The sequence below is a fragment of the Rhizobium sophoriradicis genome (assembly GCF_003939025.1).
Classification (GTDB): domain Bacteria; phylum Pseudomonadota; class Alphaproteobacteria; order Rhizobiales; family Rhizobiaceae; genus Rhizobium; species Rhizobium sophoriradicis.
The window spans coordinates 65634-80741 of sequence record NZ_RQIH01000002.1; the positions used below are offsets into that span (position 1 = coordinate 65634).

Annotated in this window: 20 protein-coding genes and 2 tRNA genes; 14 read left to right on the forward strand and 8 right to left on the reverse strand. The window is 60.0% G+C overall.

Features of this window, described 5'->3' with window-relative positions:
* Window positions 1-5: 5 nt before the first annotated feature.
* Window positions 6-593 (reverse strand): ANTAR domain-containing response regulator, encoded by a 588-nt coding sequence (locus EFR00_RS02610; RefSeq protein ID WP_010058808.1) that lies wholly within the window; start codon window positions 591-593, stop codon window positions 6-8.
* A gap of 416 nt (window positions 594-1009) precedes the next feature.
* Here EFR00_RS02610 and EFR00_RS02620 point away from each other — a divergent pair, with 416 nt between their 5' ends.
* The 3 genes from EFR00_RS02620 to EFR00_RS02630 all read left to right on the forward strand — a co-directional run bounded on the left by EFR00_RS02620 (window position 1010) and on the right by EFR00_RS02630 (window position 3819).
* Window positions 1010-1669 carry a peroxiredoxin gene (locus EFR00_RS02620; RefSeq protein ID WP_038688456.1) on the forward strand — a complete coding sequence of 220 codons (660 nt, stop codon included), beginning with the start codon at window positions 1010-1012 and terminating at the stop codon, window positions 1667-1669.
* Between the two features lie 144 nt (window positions 1670-1813).
* Entirely contained in the window at window positions 1814-2770 is a 957-nt protein-coding gene (locus tag EFR00_RS02625) for a lytic transglycosylase domain-containing protein (RefSeq protein WP_077994106.1), read from the forward strand.
* A gap of 95 nt (window positions 2771-2865) precedes the next feature.
* Entirely contained in the window at window positions 2866-3819 is a 954-nt protein-coding gene (locus EFR00_RS02630; protein ID WP_009995843.1) for an NAD-dependent epimerase/dehydratase family protein, read from the forward strand.
* Between the two features lie 12 nt (window positions 3820-3831).
* On the opposite strand, the gene EFR00_RS02635 is transcribed toward EFR00_RS02630, so the two are convergent.
* The gene (locus EFR00_RS02635) at window positions 3832-5100 is read right to left on the reverse strand and encodes a glycerate kinase type-2 family protein (RefSeq protein ID WP_077994105.1); all 1269 of its coding nucleotides are present in this window, start codon (window positions 5098-5100) and stop codon (window positions 3832-3834) included.
* Window positions 5101-5286: 186 nt separating this feature from the next.
* Between EFR00_RS02635 and EFR00_RS02640 the strand changes: the two genes are divergently transcribed.
* Together EFR00_RS02640 and EFR00_RS02645 are read left to right on the forward strand one after the other, a co-directional pair.
* Complete coding sequence (locus EFR00_RS02640) at window positions 5287-5586, forward strand: DUF6074 family protein (protein ID WP_038688460.1); 300 nt, start codon at window positions 5287-5289, stop codon at window positions 5584-5586.
* A gap of 209 nt (window positions 5587-5795) precedes the next feature.
* A complete protein-coding gene (locus tag EFR00_RS02645; protein ID WP_009996380.1) occupies window positions 5796-6203 on the forward strand; it encodes a low affinity iron permease family protein in 408 nt (135 codons plus the stop codon).
* A gap of 12 nt (window positions 6204-6215) precedes the next feature.
* Here EFR00_RS02645 and EFR00_RS02650 read toward each other — a convergent pair whose 3' ends face one another.
* The 4 genes from EFR00_RS02650 to EFR00_RS02665 all read right to left on the reverse strand — a co-directional run bounded on the left by EFR00_RS02650 (window position 6216) and on the right by EFR00_RS02665 (window position 8475).
* Window positions 6216-6575: a low affinity iron permease family protein gene (locus tag EFR00_RS02650; RefSeq protein ID WP_009996378.1), complete on the reverse strand. Its 360-nt coding sequence runs from the start codon at window positions 6573-6575 to the stop codon at window positions 6216-6218.
* A 245-nt stretch (window positions 6576-6820) separates the two neighbouring features.
* Window positions 6821-7741, reverse strand: a complete 921-nt coding sequence (locus tag EFR00_RS02655; protein ID WP_009996377.1) for a hypothetical protein — start codon at window positions 7739-7741, stop codon at window positions 6821-6823.
* A 195-nt stretch (window positions 7742-7936) separates the two neighbouring features.
* Window positions 7937-8206 carry a hypothetical protein gene (locus EFR00_RS02660; protein WP_077993979.1) on the reverse strand — a complete coding sequence of 90 codons (270 nt, stop codon included), beginning with the start codon at window positions 8204-8206 and terminating at the stop codon, window positions 7937-7939.
* Window positions 8203-8475: a hypothetical protein gene (locus EFR00_RS02665; protein ID WP_009996375.1), complete on the reverse strand. Its 273-nt coding sequence runs from the start codon at window positions 8473-8475 to the stop codon at window positions 8203-8205. Before EFR00_RS02665 ends, EFR00_RS02660 begins: the two co-directional genes overlap by 4 nt.
* 266 nt (window positions 8476-8741) lie before the next feature.
* On the opposite strand from EFR00_RS02665, the gene EFR00_RS02670 reads away from it, so the two are divergent.
* From EFR00_RS02670 to EFR00_RS02685, 4 genes are all read left to right on the forward strand, one after another.
* Window positions 8742-9080: an oxidoreductase gene (locus tag EFR00_RS02670; protein WP_077993978.1), complete on the forward strand. Its 339-nt coding sequence runs from the start codon at window positions 8742-8744 to the stop codon at window positions 9078-9080.
* A gap of 277 nt (window positions 9081-9357) precedes the next feature.
* The gene (locus tag EFR00_RS33430; RefSeq protein WP_077993976.1) at window positions 9358-9537 is read left to right on the forward strand and encodes a hypothetical protein; all 180 of its coding nucleotides are present in this window, start codon (window positions 9358-9360) and stop codon (window positions 9535-9537) included.
* Window positions 9538-9687: 150 nt separating this feature from the next.
* Window positions 9688-9891 carry a CsbD family protein gene (locus tag EFR00_RS02680; RefSeq protein ID WP_009986102.1) on the forward strand — a complete coding sequence of 68 codons (204 nt, stop codon included), beginning with the start codon at window positions 9688-9690 and terminating at the stop codon, window positions 9889-9891.
* 535 nt (window positions 9892-10426) lie between these two features.
* The gene (locus EFR00_RS02685; protein ID WP_077994103.1) at window positions 10427-10735 is read left to right on the forward strand and encodes a hypothetical protein; all 309 of its coding nucleotides are present in this window, start codon (window positions 10427-10429) and stop codon (window positions 10733-10735) included.
* Window positions 10736-11046: 311 nt separating this feature from the next.
* On the opposite strand, the gene EFR00_RS02690 is transcribed toward EFR00_RS02685, so the two are convergent.
* Window positions 11047-11121: transfer RNA gene (locus EFR00_RS02690), tRNA-Asn, on the reverse strand.
* 117 nt (window positions 11122-11238) lie between these two features.
* On the opposite strand from EFR00_RS02690, the gene EFR00_RS02695 reads away from it, so the two are divergent.
* Together EFR00_RS02695 and EFR00_RS02700 are read left to right on the forward strand one after the other, a co-directional pair.
* Window positions 11239-11553 carry a PGPGW domain-containing protein gene (locus EFR00_RS02695; RefSeq protein WP_077994101.1) on the forward strand — a complete coding sequence of 105 codons (315 nt, stop codon included), beginning with the start codon at window positions 11239-11241 and terminating at the stop codon, window positions 11551-11553.
* Window positions 11554-11624: 71 nt separating this feature from the next.
* Complete coding sequence (locus tag EFR00_RS02700; protein WP_009995501.1) at window positions 11625-11912, forward strand: hypothetical protein; 288 nt, start codon at window positions 11625-11627, stop codon at window positions 11910-11912.
* Window positions 11913-11968: 56 nt separating this feature from the next.
* On the opposite strand, the gene EFR00_RS02705 is transcribed toward EFR00_RS02700, so the two are convergent.
* Complete coding sequence (locus EFR00_RS02705) at window positions 11969-12307, reverse strand: KTSC domain-containing protein (protein ID WP_009995503.1); 339 nt, start codon at window positions 12305-12307, stop codon at window positions 11969-11971.
* A gap of 261 nt (window positions 12308-12568) precedes the next feature.
* Here EFR00_RS02705 and EFR00_RS02710 point away from each other — a divergent pair.
* The 3 genes from EFR00_RS02710 (at window position 12569) to EFR00_RS02720 (ending at window position 15020) form a co-directional block, all read left to right on the forward strand.
* Window positions 12569-12642, forward strand: a tRNA-Cys gene (locus tag EFR00_RS02710).
* Between the two features lie 477 nt (window positions 12643-13119).
* Window positions 13120-13785, forward strand: coding sequence for a protein-L-isoaspartate O-methyltransferase family protein (locus EFR00_RS02715; protein ID WP_009995508.1), 666 nt, complete (start codon window positions 13120-13122; stop codon window positions 13783-13785).
* A gap of 365 nt (window positions 13786-14150) precedes the next feature.
* Entirely contained in the window at window positions 14151-15020 is an 870-nt protein-coding gene (locus EFR00_RS02720) for a DUF2497 domain-containing protein (RefSeq protein ID WP_077993974.1), read from the forward strand.
* The last annotated feature ends 88 nt before the right edge of the window (window positions 15021-15108 follow it).

Genomic DNA, 15108 nt, shown 5'->3' on the forward strand with positions numbered 1-15108 from the left:
CGCCATCACATCAAAAGCCCCGCGGCGGTGACAACGCTCTGGGCGATTTCCGACATCTTCTTCTTCTCGTTCATCGCGGTCTGGCGCAGTAGGGCGAAGGCCTCTTCCTCGCTCAGGCCCCGTTTCTTCATCAATATGCCCTTGGCGCGCTCGATGAGCTTGCGTTCCTCCAGCGCCGAACGGGCATCGGCAAGCTCCCGCCGCAATCGGCTGAAGGCGTTGAAGCGGCTGACGGCCATGTCGAGGATCGGTTTGACGCGTTCCTTCTTCAGTCCGTCGACGATATAGGCGGATACCCCGGCCTCGACCGCAGCCTCGATCGAGGCGGTGTCGGAGCGATCGACGAACATGGCGATCGGTCGGCTGACGGTGCGCGTCAACTGAAACAGATGCTCCATCATATCGCGGTTGGGATTTTCGATATCGATGATGATCACGTCAGGCATCAGCGTTTCGATGGTTCGTGCAATGCCGTTGACTTCATGCACTACGGTAACGCGCGCGTGCCCAGCCTCGCGCAGCCCTTCCTCGATGATGGAAGCGCGAATGGTATTTTCGTCGATCACCAGAATCGTCAGATCGAGATGCGTCATGCCTCTAATAATGACGCAGTGCAGCAATTTTGGCAAGATATCCGCCCTAAAATTGTGCATAAATAAGATCGCACAAAAAATAGCCAGTGTGCTGCGCTTTTAAGCGCGGGATCGGAAGAAAATTTCGAAAGAGCTCCTGCTGGGCTGTGACAAGACCGATCAAAATTGATCGGTCTTGTCATCGCGCCAGCTTGCCGGGAAAAATAATGCCGGCGGAGGCTGCAAATCGAAAGAGCGTACCTTCGGTTATCGTGGTATATAGCTTAAAGAAATGCAGCGAAAACCGTGGGATGGGAGAGTTTTCCGCTCGCAGCCGATGCTATCCGGTCGATCGCAATTAATCACGACTGCGGCAGGCAGTCCCATGGCCGCCGTTTTGAGATAATGAAACCAACAACGGCTTTGGAGGGCCGACCATGAGCTTACGTATCAACGATATCGCTCCCGACTTTACCGCTGACACCACGCAGGGACCGATCAGCTTCCATGACTGGATCGGCAACGGCTGGGCCGTGCTGTTCTCACATCCGAAGAATTTCACGCCGGTCTGCACAACCGAGCTCGGCGCGATGGCAGGCTTGGCGGGCGAATTTTCCAAGCGCGGCGTCAAGATCATCGGCATCTCAGTCGATCCGGTCGAAAGCCACTCCAAGTGGAAGGGCGACATTAAGACGGCAACCGGCTTCGACGTCGATTATCCGCTGATCGGTGACAAGGATCTTAAGGTCGCCAAGCTCTACGACATGCTGCCGGCCGGCGCCGGCGACAGCTCGGAAGGCCGCACGCCCGCTGACAACGCGACGGTGCGTTCGGTTTTCATCATCGGACCCGACAAGAAGATCAAGCTGATCCTTACCTATCCGATGACGACGGGCCGCAATTTCAACGAGATCCTGCGCGCCATCGACTCCATCCAACTGACGGCCAAGCACCAGGTAGCGACACCGGCAAACTGGAACCAGGGCGAGGACGTCATCATCACCGCCGCGGTGTCCAACGAGGACGCGATCACGCGTTTCGGCTCCTTCGATACGGTTCTGCCCTATCTCCGGAAGACTAAGCAGCCGACGGCCTGATCGCTGTTTTCAAGCTGTTTCCAAGCCGCCGCGGCCATATGGTCCGGCGGCTTTTTCGTGCCGGCATTGCTGAAATGGGGAAGCTTCGCGCCTCGATTGATGTTATCTAAGATCAGCGTCGCGATGGAAGTCGAACCTGCCGAGATGATAGGGCGAAAACGTCAGTCCGACATGGGGAGGAGATCGGCGAAGGTCATGCTTTCGCTCGGCTTGCTGTTTTCCACGGCGGACACGCCAAAAGCCCAGCCGGAAGGAAGCGATGCGCCACCGGCCTGCCTCTATTCCGGGCCTGCTGCCTCAGGATCAGGCGAGACGCTCTGCATCCGCAAGGACAATTTCAATCGCGACCTCTGCGCCGCTATCGAGCATTTCGCCGGGGCCAGTCGCTTGCCGCCGGATTATTTCGCCCGTCTCATTTGGCGCGAAAGCACCTTTCGCCCCGATGCCGTCAGCTATAAAGGCGCGCAGGGTATTGCGCAGTTCATGCCCGGCACGGCGAAACTGCGCGGCCTCGACGACAGCTACCAGGTGCTGGAGGCGCTGCGGAAATCGGCGCAGTATCTCGACGAATTGCGCAACCGTTTCGGCAATCTCGGCCTTGCCGCCGCCGCCTATAATGCCGGCGAAAACGGTCTTGCTTCTTACCTTGCGTCAGGGAGATTACCTTACGAGACGCGGAGCTACGTCATGGCGATCACCGCCCATACGGTCGAGGAGTGGAAGGACAATCCGCCGAAAGACGCGGCAGCCCCGCTCGACAAGGACAAGCCCTTTCTCGATGGCTGCGTGGCGCTCGCCGAAAGGCGGAGGTTGAAGGACACGCCCTGGCGTCAGGAGGGCAATTGGGCGCCCTGGGGCGTTCAACTGGCCGCGAATGCCGATGTGGCGGTGGCACGGCGCTTGTTTCTCGATGCCGTGCAGGATCTGCCTTCACCTCTGAATGCGGAACAGCCGCTGATCCTGCGCCAGCGCGATCGCAGCTTCGGTTTCCGCCCGCGTTATGTCGCCCGCATCGCCCGGCAGACGCGTGGGGAAGCCAACGACGTCTGCAACCAGATCCGCCGGCATGGCGGCACGTGTCTTGTTTTCAAGAATCGATAGCCGGCCCGCTCGCCACTCTCGGGGAAAACTCCGCTTGCAGGATCTTGGGCCGGCGCAGCATAGTCGGTGCGGATCACGCCAACGGAGGAACGACAATGCGGGTTTTGGTCATCGGGGCGACGGGCCATGTCGGAACCTATCTCGTTCCGCGCCTGGTGGAGGCAGGTCACGACGTCGTCACCATCAGCCGCGGCGCGGCAAAACCTTATATGGAAAACCGGGCCTGGGCCTCCGTCGACCAGCGCCGGATGGATCGAGCCGGGATGGAGCGGGCCGGCGAATTCGCCCCTGCCGTGCGCGCATTGAAAGCCGATATCGTCATCGACATGATCTGCTTCACGCTGGCAAGTGCCGAGCAGCTGGTGACGGCCTTGTCCGGGCATGTCGGACACTTCCTGCACACCGGCACGATCTGGACACATGGCTATCCCGTGTCTGTGCCAACCTGCGAGGAAGCCCCGAAGTCTCCGTTCGGTGACTATGGTATTCAGAAGGCGGCGATCGAAACCTATCTGCTGCAGCAGGCAAGGCTGCAAGGCTTCCCGGCAACCATCATCCACCCTGGCCATATCGTCGGCACCGGATGGGCGCCGCTCAACCCGGCCGGCAACTTCAACCTGGAGGTCTTCTCGACCCTTGCCCGGGGCGAAACCCTGACCCTGCCCAATTTCGGCCTGGAGACCGTTCATCACGTCCACGCCGATGACGTGGCGGCGATGTTCATGGATGCAATTGCCCACTGGAACGCGTCGATCGGTGAGAGTTTCCACGCAGTTTCCGAGCAGGCCTTGACCCTTCGCGGTTATGCGGAAGCCATGTCGCGCTGGTTCGGGCGGGAGCCGAGGCTCACGTTCGCGCCTTTCGATGCCTGGGCCGAAGGCCAGACGGCCGAGGATGCGGAGGCGACATGGGAGCATATTGCCCGCAGTCCAAATTGCTCGATCGCGAAAGCCCGACGCCTGCTCGGTTATGCGCCGCGATATACGTCGCTGCAGGCAGTGCAGGAATCAGTCGGCTGGCTGGTGGGGCAGGGGCGGATCAAGACGTGATCCGGCCGGATCTCAAGCGATCAGGATGGCTCTGAAATCATTGACATTGGTGCCGGTCGGGCCTGTCTCGAAGAGATCGCCGACGGCAGCAAAGCCCGAATAGCTGTCATTGCCGTCCAGCAGCCGCCGCGCATCGAGCCCGGCGGCGCGAAGGCGCTTGACGGTGCCGCCATCGACAAAGGCGCCGGCATTGTCCTCCGAGCCGTCGATGCCGTCCGTGTCGGCAGCAAGGAGATGAATGCCTTCCTGTCCGTTGATCGCGAGCGCCATGGCGAGCGCGAATTCGCCGTTGCGCCCACCCCTGCCGCCCTTGGCCCGGAGCGTCACCGTCGTCTCGCCACCGGACAGGATGACGACCGGCTTCGAAAAAGGCCTGTTCCGGCCGAGCACTTCGCGGGCGATCGCCGCATGCACCTGCGCCACGTCGCGCGATTCACCTTCGATCGCATCCGAAAGGATCGCCGGTTCGATGCCATGCTCTTTCGCCTGGGCGGCCGCCGCCTCCAGCGATACGCCGGCCGAGGCGATGACGTGATGCTCGTGCCGTGAAAACACCGGATCGTCGGGCCGCGGCGCATCGGCCTTCGGCGAGTTCAGATGATCGAGGGCGGCCTGCGGCAGCTGCAATCCGTATTGCCTGATAATCTCAAGGGCCTCGTGCCGAGTCGAACCGTCGGGCACGGTCGGCCCGGAGGCGACATGGGCGGGATTATCGCCCGGAATGTCGGAAACGATCAGGCTGACGACCTTCGCTTTCGTCGCCGCTGCAAGCCTGCCGCCCTTGATGGTGGAGAGATGCTTGCGCACGATATTCATCGCCGAGATCGGCGCACCCGAAGCAAGCAGCATCTCGTTGAGCGCGATCTCGTCTTCGAGGGTCAGCCCCTCCGGCGGGGCGGGTAGCAGCGCCGAGCCGCCGCCGCAGATCAGGGCAATCACCAGATCGTCTTCCGTCAGCCGGTTCACCGTTTCCATCAACCGTCTTGCCGCGGCAAGCCCCGCCGCATCGGGCACAGGGTGGGCGGCCTCGATGATCTCGGTCTGGCGCGTTCCGCAGCCATAGCCGTATCTGGTAACCACCAGTCCCTCGAGCGGTCCGTCCCAGACGCTTTCGAGCGCCTGCGCCATTTGCGCCGCGCCCTTGCCGGCGCCGATCACCACGGTTCTGCCTTTCGGCTTCTCCGGCAGGCGCGCCTTTATGCCGGTCAGAGGATCGGCGGCACGAACCGCCGCGTCGAACAGGCTTTTCAGGAAGTCGCGGGGGGCGGCGGTTATTGTCATCATTGGTCTCTGCTGGCTGAGGTGTCGGTCACGACTGTCGGCGCATCGGCGTGCCGCCGTCAAGGTCGAAGACACTGCGATTTGACCACGCGGCACCACGTCTTGCCGCCGAACCAGTCAAATGAATAGAAAGCATTAACCATCGTCCCGTAGACAACATATAGGATCAAAGGAAACCTGTGTTCGATGGCCACTGAAACGACCCGCCGCCCTGCTATCTCTCATGAAGGCAAGGTTATCGCCTTTCCCTCCGGAACCGGAATCGCCAATATCGAGCGCTGCGCCCGAGAGCTCGGCCGCCGGCATGGCGCCGAGGCGATCGAATTCTGGAAGAGCGAATGCCGCAGGCTCGCCGATCAGCTTTTGGCCGCAGGGATGTCGGAGAGTGAGGTCGGTCAGCGAGTGCTGGAGTTTCAACAAGATGTCCAGATCGAGCTCGTCCTAAGCCACCAAAAACGGGCTGTTGCAAAATCTCAGAAAGGCTGATGCAGGTCGCCGGAGGCGCGCAGCGGCTGTGAAGAGAATACGATTTAATGCCATCCACGTGCATCTGGTCTAATGCAATGTACTGTGGCGGCAACTTCGAAGATTGAGCCGCCGCCCCCCCGGACAGGTCCTACGGCATGAGGAACTTCCGCCCGGATCTGGAGTTGATTTGTCGAATGACAGCATTGACGACGCGGGAGCCTGCTCAAATGTCAAACAAATCAAACTTCTTCTCTTCTTTTTCAACCGCCGTCGCCGAGCTTTCGGGAAGACCATATACCTTTGTCGCCGCTCTGGCGCTCGTCCTCGCCTGGGCGGTTACCGGACCCTATTTCGACTATTCTGAAACCTGGCAGCTTGTGATCAACACGACGACCACCATCATCACCTTTCTGATGGTGTTTGTGCTGCAGAACACTCAGAACCGTGATGGAAAGGCTCTGCAGGCCAAGCTCGACGAGCTCATTCTCACGAGCCAGGCCGCCAATAAATTCGTCGGCATCGAAAAGCTGGATGAGGGCGAACTGAGGGAAATGAGCAAGTCGCTCGCTGAAAAGGCCGAATGCGTCGAGGAGAAAGCGGAGGAGAAATCTGACGCAGAGGCAACATCCGCCTAAATTCGTCGCGCTTCAGGCTTGCCTTTCCGAAATCTGTGCTTGGTGTTGCCGGCGCATAGCCTCGATGGCGTCGGCATCTCTCTTCTCGGCCGCAATCCAGTGGTTTCCCGCCTCGCTTGAACGGATGAGTTCGTCAAGCTTGGCATGGAGCGCCTTCGTGTCTCGATTTTGGGCGTGTTGCACCAGCAGCACTACAAAGAACGCGATGAGCGTGCAGAAAGTATTGGTCAGCAAAAACCACCGCCGAGGAAAGGAAAAGTTCAGACCGACCGCCGTCCATATGACAACGAACGCGATCAGCGCGACGGGCAGCACACGATGTCCTGCCCAGGACGCGGCGAGGTCAGAAATCTGTCGAAAGCGCCAGCGCATACGGCTCTCCACAGCCTGTAATCAGAGATGGAGCAGATTGGAGCCTTGTCCATCACCCGAACGCGTGGCGAGCCTAAAGTTCGAAAGGTTGGCACCTACAAACTGAAGCTTTGCGGCGGCCCCGTGTTCGGCGCGAGCGAAGCCTATGACAAAAGCGGCCGCCTGGATGACGCCTCATCCGACCTGAGAGAGCCGAGGGTGTTTACATGGGGGCACAGCATTTCCGCGCCCCCATTGCTCATCCTCTACACCCGGGGGGTGACGATGAGATCTTCCTCTTCGTCGCGCTGCGATCCTCCGAGAGCCGCGGCCGCAGCGGCGATGAAAGCACCGACCAGAAGCGACAGGGATCCAAGCAATGCCGTGGTGGAAGCGGCCTTGCGTGCCTCGTCGGCAGCCTTCTGGGTGGCGACCTTGGCGTCGTCGACACGTTTCAGAACCGTGTCAACGCGGGCGCGCGCATCGGCTTCGGAAAGACCGGTCCGGGCAGAGACGATGGTGGCAAGATAGGCCTTGTCCTCATCGGGAACTTGCCCCTCGGCGGCACCATTGAGGAGAATGCGGGAGACTTCCGATGTCGCCGCGACATCATTGGATGTGGCCGCCGCACGCGCCTGATCAGGACGCAGCAAGGCGTCGGTGAAATAGGCGGTGGAAAGATCCAGCGGCGACGTTGCTGACGATGCGGCTGCCGTACCGGCGGCTGTGGCAGTGGAACCCACGGCGTGTGCGGCCGATCCCACCGCTTGGGCGCCGGCGCCGGCGAGCGATGACAGCGACGATGCGAGGAACCCGGCGACAAAGATCGTCGCCAGAGCCCAGCTTAAGAACCCATGTGCGGTGTCCCGGAAGAACACCTCATCGGTGTGGACGGCCGCCCATTTGGTCCGCAAGCGGCCGGTAACATAGCCTCCAAGCGCAGAGGAGAGCCATTGCACGAGAACGAGCCAGATTGCCGCCGTAACGCCAAGTGTTCCGAGCGAACTGCTTTGCCCCGACCAGGGAGACACCATCGTCAGCCCGAGCCCGGATCCCAGAAGCAGAAGGATGAGGGTCACTCCGATGGCGGCGGCTGCGCCGCCGAAGATGGGTCCCCATGTCATGGCCGATTTGGAGGATTCGACCGGAGTGGCAACTTCTCCGGAACCTGTCATTGAAACCGACATGATCTGTTCCTATCGCATAAACAGAGCCAGAAGAATGATGATAGGCAGTGGAACACCGAGCAGCCAAAGTAGAATACCGCGACCCATGAGAGACCTCCTGTCAAAGTCGACGTTACATGGTTGATGCCACACAACTTTTAACCACGAGGTTTGTTCCCGGCAGACTATGTCGTCGCGCAACGCGCGGGGACGTCCTCAATCGCGCGGCAGCATCCGAAGGAGCAGCAGGTTGGCGGAGCGGTTGTCGCATTCCCGACATCTGAGGCGCTTGGCCAGCGTGGCGAGGGATAGGTTTTGGCCGCAGCGCCAGGCAACGTCCCGCCGGTCTATAGGCGCTTGGTGGCGGCAAGCACGGCAACGGGCGTAGATGACGAACCACTCCGGCAGGTTCGCCAGCGTTGCCTTGTCGATTTCAATGGCATGACGATCAGGCGGCACGAGCTCGATGCTGCGACGATGTTTCATGTCCCTTCGCGAGACGTCGAGCGTTCACATGCCGTGCCGCGGCTCACCCCTCCATCTCGAAGGGCAAGCTGAAGTCGCAGGTGACGGCAATCCAGCAGCAGCGTCGTAATGGCGGCACGAATGTCGCCGTCGTGAAAAGCGACGACTGCGTCGACTTCTCCTTTCAGCGCGTCTTCTGCCAGTTTTTCAGCTGCCTGCGGACGCACGACCCCGATCTCCTTCAAAACTTTCGACCATGTTTTCAGCTTTTGCCATACGGATGTTCTCATTATGTTCCGACTGGTCGTCGAGTCAAGAAAGAACGCGTCTCGCGCATCGATCGTGCAAGTGCGAGACGCTGCACGCGAAAATATCGGTGGTGAAGGAGGTCGCGCAAAGCGAGGGTGGTGCGTGCGGGACAGAGCCTCCGTCTGCGCGATCCAGCTCAGGCAACAAAATCGGCGAGGGCGGAAGTTCCAGTACGCTTTCGAACTGAAACAATCTTCTGGGGCTCTTGTTTGCTGCCTATCGGCAATGAAGCCTCGAGGAGGATACCATGCTTCTGAGAATGATGGCAGTAACGGCAATTTCGATTGGCCTGGCAACATCGGCAATGGCGCAATCGGGCGGCGGGGGATCTGGCAGCGGTAGCAGTGGCGGAGCTTCAGGTTCCGGCAGCGGCACCACGTCTGGTACTGATGCTTCAGGCTCCGGCAATACCAACGCCAGCGGCACCGGCGCAAATACCACCATCGGCGCCGGCGCGACTGGTGCGAACAGCTCCGGTGGCGACCCGAACGACTGTCAGCGCCAGCAGGCCGGTGGCACCGGCAACCCGGCTCCCACTTCCGGCAACAGCTCGACACAGCCCGATGCTGCAAATGCATGCCAGTAAGCCCGGGCGCCGCGTCACAAAGCTACCCCGGAAGGAACATCGCTTCCGGGGTACGCATCCAATGCTATTCGAGATGCCTTAGCAAAGGCGGTCATATCGGACCGCCTGCACGCGAAATTCATGACGATCGGCAAGAATACGCGCTGCTGGAGCTGCGTCCCTTGCAGAAGTGCCTATATCTCTAAGCGCAAGCGATTTCGGAGTAAGTTTGGAAAACGACTCCCTTTGTTCCTGGGGAGCTCGCTCACCGATCGCGGCGACAATGGGAGAAGTAGAGATGAAGAGATTTCGGGCATTTTTAGCGGCCGGCACAATTACTCTGGCCGCCCTTGCCTCAGCCTGCTCGACGCCACCAAACTCATACGGCTCGGCATCGGGATATCAGCCGGGCGATTCAATGAACCCGGCCTGTGCCGACGGCTTCCGACCCGGCAACGGTCGGTCGTGCAGTTATTAGAGATGGTACCGTGGTCAATCCGCGGAGGCCACTGTGATTGATCTGTGGTGTGTGAATATTTTTCCGCAAGGTGGAACCGCCACCGCTGACCGAAGCGGAACCCTTATCGTTCGTCCCCGTTCCTCTATCCCAAGATAGGAGGAACTAACCATGGATTGGAATCGCGTCGAAGGTAACTGGAAGCAGATGAAAGGTAAGGTCAAGGAGCAATGGGGCAAGCTGACCGACGATGATCTTGATGTCATCAACGGTAAGCGCGATCAGCTCGAAGGCAAGATCCAAGAGCGCTACGGCTATGAAAAAGACCGCACCAGGAGAGATATCGACGATTGGTATAATCGCCAGACCTGGTAATTCACCTGCACCGCGCAGCGGCTGCCGTTAGCCTTAATCGCTGACCTGCTGCGCCTAATTTCGCGACGGGCGTTCTCATCTCTTTCGGCTGCGTCCCGTCGCAAGTTGGGCGCTGTCAATTGATCGATTTACATTGGCTTCCGCGGCGCTCGGAAAAAATGCCCCGCCGTGGCGGGGCAAGCTTGGCGAGCGGACCGCACAGAAAAAACGAGGAACACCCGTGCGATCCTACGCCTTAACGGCAGGGGCTCGGCCAAGTTCCTGTACGGTATTTGACAGAGGATATTCCGCTAGTCGCACCAGTCGTTACGCTGCTTCGAACTCCAGGGGGTCGAAAACCCTCCGTAAGCATCTTCTTCCCAATCTCTTCCCTTTTTTATGCTCCAGGTGACTCAGAATATCTTCGTTCCAATAAACCGTACTTGTTGAAAAACTTATGAGAGGGGTATGGCGCACCTTCGATCCGCAGCGGAGAGCCGTTCATCCTAGGTTAATGCCTATTAACCCAGACTTGCGGGCTGGAAAGGATGCGCCGATGAACAAGCTTTTACCCGCAGTCGCAGCGTCAGTCTTGGCTGCATGTTTCGCTCTGCCGCTAAACGCCATGCCGATCGTCGTGCCAAAAGCGGTAGCTGTGCACACCTCCGACGTCGAGCAGGTCAAACACCGTCGTCACGGTAATGGACATGCGTATGGCCACTGGAAGAAACGCCGGTACGCTTCCCGCGACTGCCGGTACTACGACTCTTGCTACCGTCCGCGGTATTATCGCGAGCGTTACGGCTATCGCGATTATTCCCCCTATCGCCGTCGGTCGGGTGTGACTGTGTACTTCAATTTTTAGGCGGCAGTGCCCGGGCCACTTGGCCGTCGGCCTCACAGGCCGGCGGCACGCTTCCGTATCGCCGGCATCTTGTCTGAAACCGGCTGTATGCGAACACAACCCGTTTTACATCTCCGACAGAAACGCGTGCGCCATCGGGGCGCACCGATTTCGCTCGGAATAAACATGCATCACAAAAGAAGGCGCCCGCGCAAAGCTGCGTGCGGTGCAGAACTTCAACCGCGAATTATCACAGGATGCTAAAGCGGGGAGGGAAGGTGGGAAGTAAATGCCTGTCTTCGGATTTCTCAACAAAACAGGCAATTAAGAAATGGCTCCCCGGGCCGGATTCGAACCGGCGACCTGTCGATTAACAGTCGAATGCTCTACCGCTGAGCTACCAGGGATCACTGCTTGGCGCGGTGTGAGTGGGCTAATACAAATGCTTGCCCGATTTGCCAAGCGGTTTTTTCAAAAAAATGAAATGAACTTGTATTTGGGTGGCTTATGCCCATCTCTGGGAAATGACAAAAAGGGATGATCGCCAGAACACGGGTAGCGAGAAGCGCAGGGTGCGGGCACGGCGCTTCGGCATCGATCACGCTAGCCACAGGCTTATGCTCGGCTCCTTCAGCATCGGTATGCCGCGTTCGCGCATCGGGCGGATGGCAATCGGCGTGGCCCTCGTCTTGTGCGGCTTCCTGGGCTTTCTTCCGATCCTGGGTTTCTGGATGATACCGCTCGGCCTCCTGGTGCTCTCGCATGATCTTCCCATAGCGCGCAGGCTTCGACGCCGGCTGGCAGTCTGGTGGCATAAGCGGGGAAGACCGGCCGGATGAGGCTGATCACCGCAGAGCCCCGCGGGAGTGCGGATCGCTTGCGCCAACACGGCACTACCGAGGGTGAGGTAATGAAAGTGTTCTTGATTGTCGTCCTGTCAGCGGCGGCGATTCTTTCGGCGAGGTCCGCCGGAGCCCAACCCGTCGACAGCCGCGGATTTGACGCCGGCGGTATTTGCCGCCGTCCGGAAGGCTGCGTCATCGATCAAGGCCAGGGCGGCGGATATAGCGGGCCTCGCAACTATCGCAATTTTAACGGCCGCAATGAGCGCGACGGCGAGAACGACCGTGGCCGGGACGATCGCCGCTACCGCTCCCGGAGCAGGACCTCGCTTGCGACGGTCAGCATCGTTGCCTGATTGCGCGCTGCAGGCTGTCGGGATCGAGACGCATGGACCCGGGGGCGCACGCGGTTCTAATTCGATCTCAGTTGGCTTTCCTCGAAAATCACGTCATGGCCCGGATCGAGATCGGTTGCCATCAACAGGCTGCAGGCGGCCAGAAGCAGAACGAGCTTCAGTCCGTAGGAGACCATCGAGATCGGCCCTCGACGAGCCGGCGAGACGCGCGATGGCGCGATATAGTACTGGTAATAGAAATGGGGATCGTTCGTTTCCAGCAGGTTCTGGTAGACATGCGGCGGAATGTCGGCATGTCGTACCGCCGCGGAACCGGAGAACTTTACGCGGAGATCGCCGGTTTCGGCGTTATACGCCGCACGTCCCTGATTTGACTTGAGGGCAGCCCATTTCATACAGCAGCTCCTATACCCTCCCGGGGCGGAAGATGGCGGGTAGGCGTCCGAAGTCAAGTTAAGAGTTGGTTCAAATGCTGTGGTTGGTGCGAAACAGGGCGTGATCGCCGAGAGGAAGTTTCAGCCTGGGCCGCGGCGTGTCCCGGGATGGAAAAATGGTCTTCTCGGCTGCCGCGGAATGGCGTTTTTGCAAAATGCCCTCTTGCGATTTCCTTACGATCATTCTAAACGCTCGCCACGGCTCAGATGATGAGCATGTGAGGCCTCGTGGCGGAGTGGTGACGCAGAGGACTGCAAATCCTTGTACCCCGGTTCAATTCCGGGCGAGGCCTCCAATATTTCCCCACCGCTGATAAATGATTGTGAAACCTTGATATTTCAAGGCTATCGCGCCGAATTGCAGCCGCCGCTCGGTCCAGCCTATGCCAACCGGCGTGCGCAGCCCGCGTCCGCCCGGATGAGATCGTGACCGGCGCCAGCGGCTCCATGCCGCAGCGCGCGCTCCTCAGCTTGTTTCACCGTCCAGCAACCTGCAACAGAAGATGCCGATGAGCGCTGCGAGGATGAAGAAATCGAACAGCGTCAGATATTCGAAAATCGCAGACATGGCCTGCTCCTCCCATTTCCTCCGCTGCAAATCATACCATGAAGGGGCAGGGGATTCCATGTTTGGTCTGCAGCGCCTTTCCCCTCCTGTGGCTCGAAAGAGGCGTCCGCCGGATTCTTTTCGCCGACTGCTGCCAAGCCTTGAAAGCATTCGTGTCGGAGATTAAGAGACGGGGGACAGGAACCGCTTTCAAGAGCGAGAGGACATGATGGATTTCGAAGCAGCGCGCGCAAAGATGGTCGACAACCAAGTTCGCACGACCGACGTGACCTCGCATTCCGTGCTGACGGCGTTTCTCACGGTGCCGCGTGAGGCTTTCGTGCCGGAGAAGGCAAAGCTCCTGGCCTATGTCGACAACGATGTCGAGATCTCCGCTGCCGCACCGGGCAAGCCGGCCCGCTTCCTGATGGAAGCTTCGCCACTCGCCAAGCTGCTGCAGCTCGCTGCTATCAGCAAGGATGATTTCGTGCTCGAAGTCGGTTGCGGCACCGGTTACACATCGGCGCTGCTGTCGATTATCGCCGGCTCGGTCATCGCGCTCGAATGCGACGAGGGTCTGGCCGCCGAGGCGAAGGAAAAGCTTGCCGGCTACGGCAAGGTCGAAGTTGTCACCGGCCCGCTCGAAATGGGCTACGCTGCCGGCGCTCCCTATGATCTGATCTTTATCAATGGCGCGGTCGAGGAAGTTCCGGCCGCTCTTCTCGGCCAATTGCGCGATGGCGGCCGTCTGGTCACGGTCGAAGGTCATGGCAATGCCGCCCGCGCCAAGGTCTTCGTCGCCGAGCGCGGCGCCATTTCGGAGAACGTCTTCTTCAATGCTTCAGTCAAGCCGCTGCCGGGTTTCGCCAAGGCGCGCGAATTCGTTTTCTGACGCTGGTCTCCTCGACGAATTGCAGCGACGGGCGCCGATGGCGCCCGCTTTTATTTGCGCGCCGCGTGTCTTTTCAGACGCGCAAAGGACGCTGTGACAGTTTGCATCAGCGCATCCGCCCTCAAGATCGATTCCGATTTCCGGGCGGAGTCGTTCGCGCTGCCGGAAACCCTTCACAAACATCATTTATCCTGACGCCTCGGCCGCGAATTGCCGACGGCATTCATTGGGTAACAAAACTGTGCATGGCCGCATTCATTTGATTCGCGATGATTTTTTTCACGTCTGGGGTATTCTAAGGTCGTGGTGATTCGGATGAACGCTCCACACCATCCGGTCGTTGTTTTGGGATAACGGGGATAGATATGGCTCAGCCAAGTGTAGCGCGTGAACCGTCCATGGAAGAAATTCTGGCGTCCATCCGCCAGATCATCGAAAGCAATGAACCCGGCGCCGGCAAGGCGATTTCCGCATCCCTGCCGCCGGTTTACGGCTCCGACGAGGACGTGAACGGCTCCGAGATCCATCTGACCGTCGATGACACCTATGCCGGCGTCGAGTTCCCCGAGCCGGCCATGCGCTCTTCCGATCCGCGTTTCGTCGCCGCCAATTCGGCCGGGACCGCCCCCGAGACGGAAGCGCCGGCCCGCGCCCTGTCGCTTGCCGATGTCGCCGCCCGCGTGCGCGCCGCCTCCGAGCGCAGTGCCGTGCAGGCCGGTCAGGCCCTGCGGGAAATTCCGAGCGGCTTCCGTCAGCCCGAACCGCAGCCGGCCGTGACGCCGGAACCGTCGCGCGCGACGGCGCCGCAGCCGCAGCCGGTCCAGCCCGTTTTCCCGGCCGCTGCAGCACCCGTTCCGCCGCATGGCATTCAGCAGCCGGCCGAGCCGGCTCCTGTCGAAACGCCACGGGTGGCCGTCGCCGAGCCGGCCCCGGTCGTCGAAACGGCGCCGCCTGCCTTAGAGCCCGCCGGTTCGTCGACCGAGCGCTTCCTGCCGAGCGTTGTCGATGAGGTCCAGTCGACGCTTCTCTCCGAAGATGCCGGTCTGCAGATCAGCCGTTCCTTCGAGGAGCTTGCTGCGGCGATCGACGGCGCGGAGCGCCGCTCGCTGGATGAAATCGCAGAGGACATGCTGCGCCCGATGCTGCGCGAATGGCTTGATGATAATCTGCCGACGCTGGTCGAGCGGTTGGTGCGCGAGGAAATCGAGCGCGTGGCGCGCGGCCCGCGCCGTTGATCGGATTGCTTTTTCTTGGAAAAGCCGCTCCGGTCTCCGGGGCGGCTTTTTTATTGACTTGGCCGTGGCCATCCTATTTACAAACGCC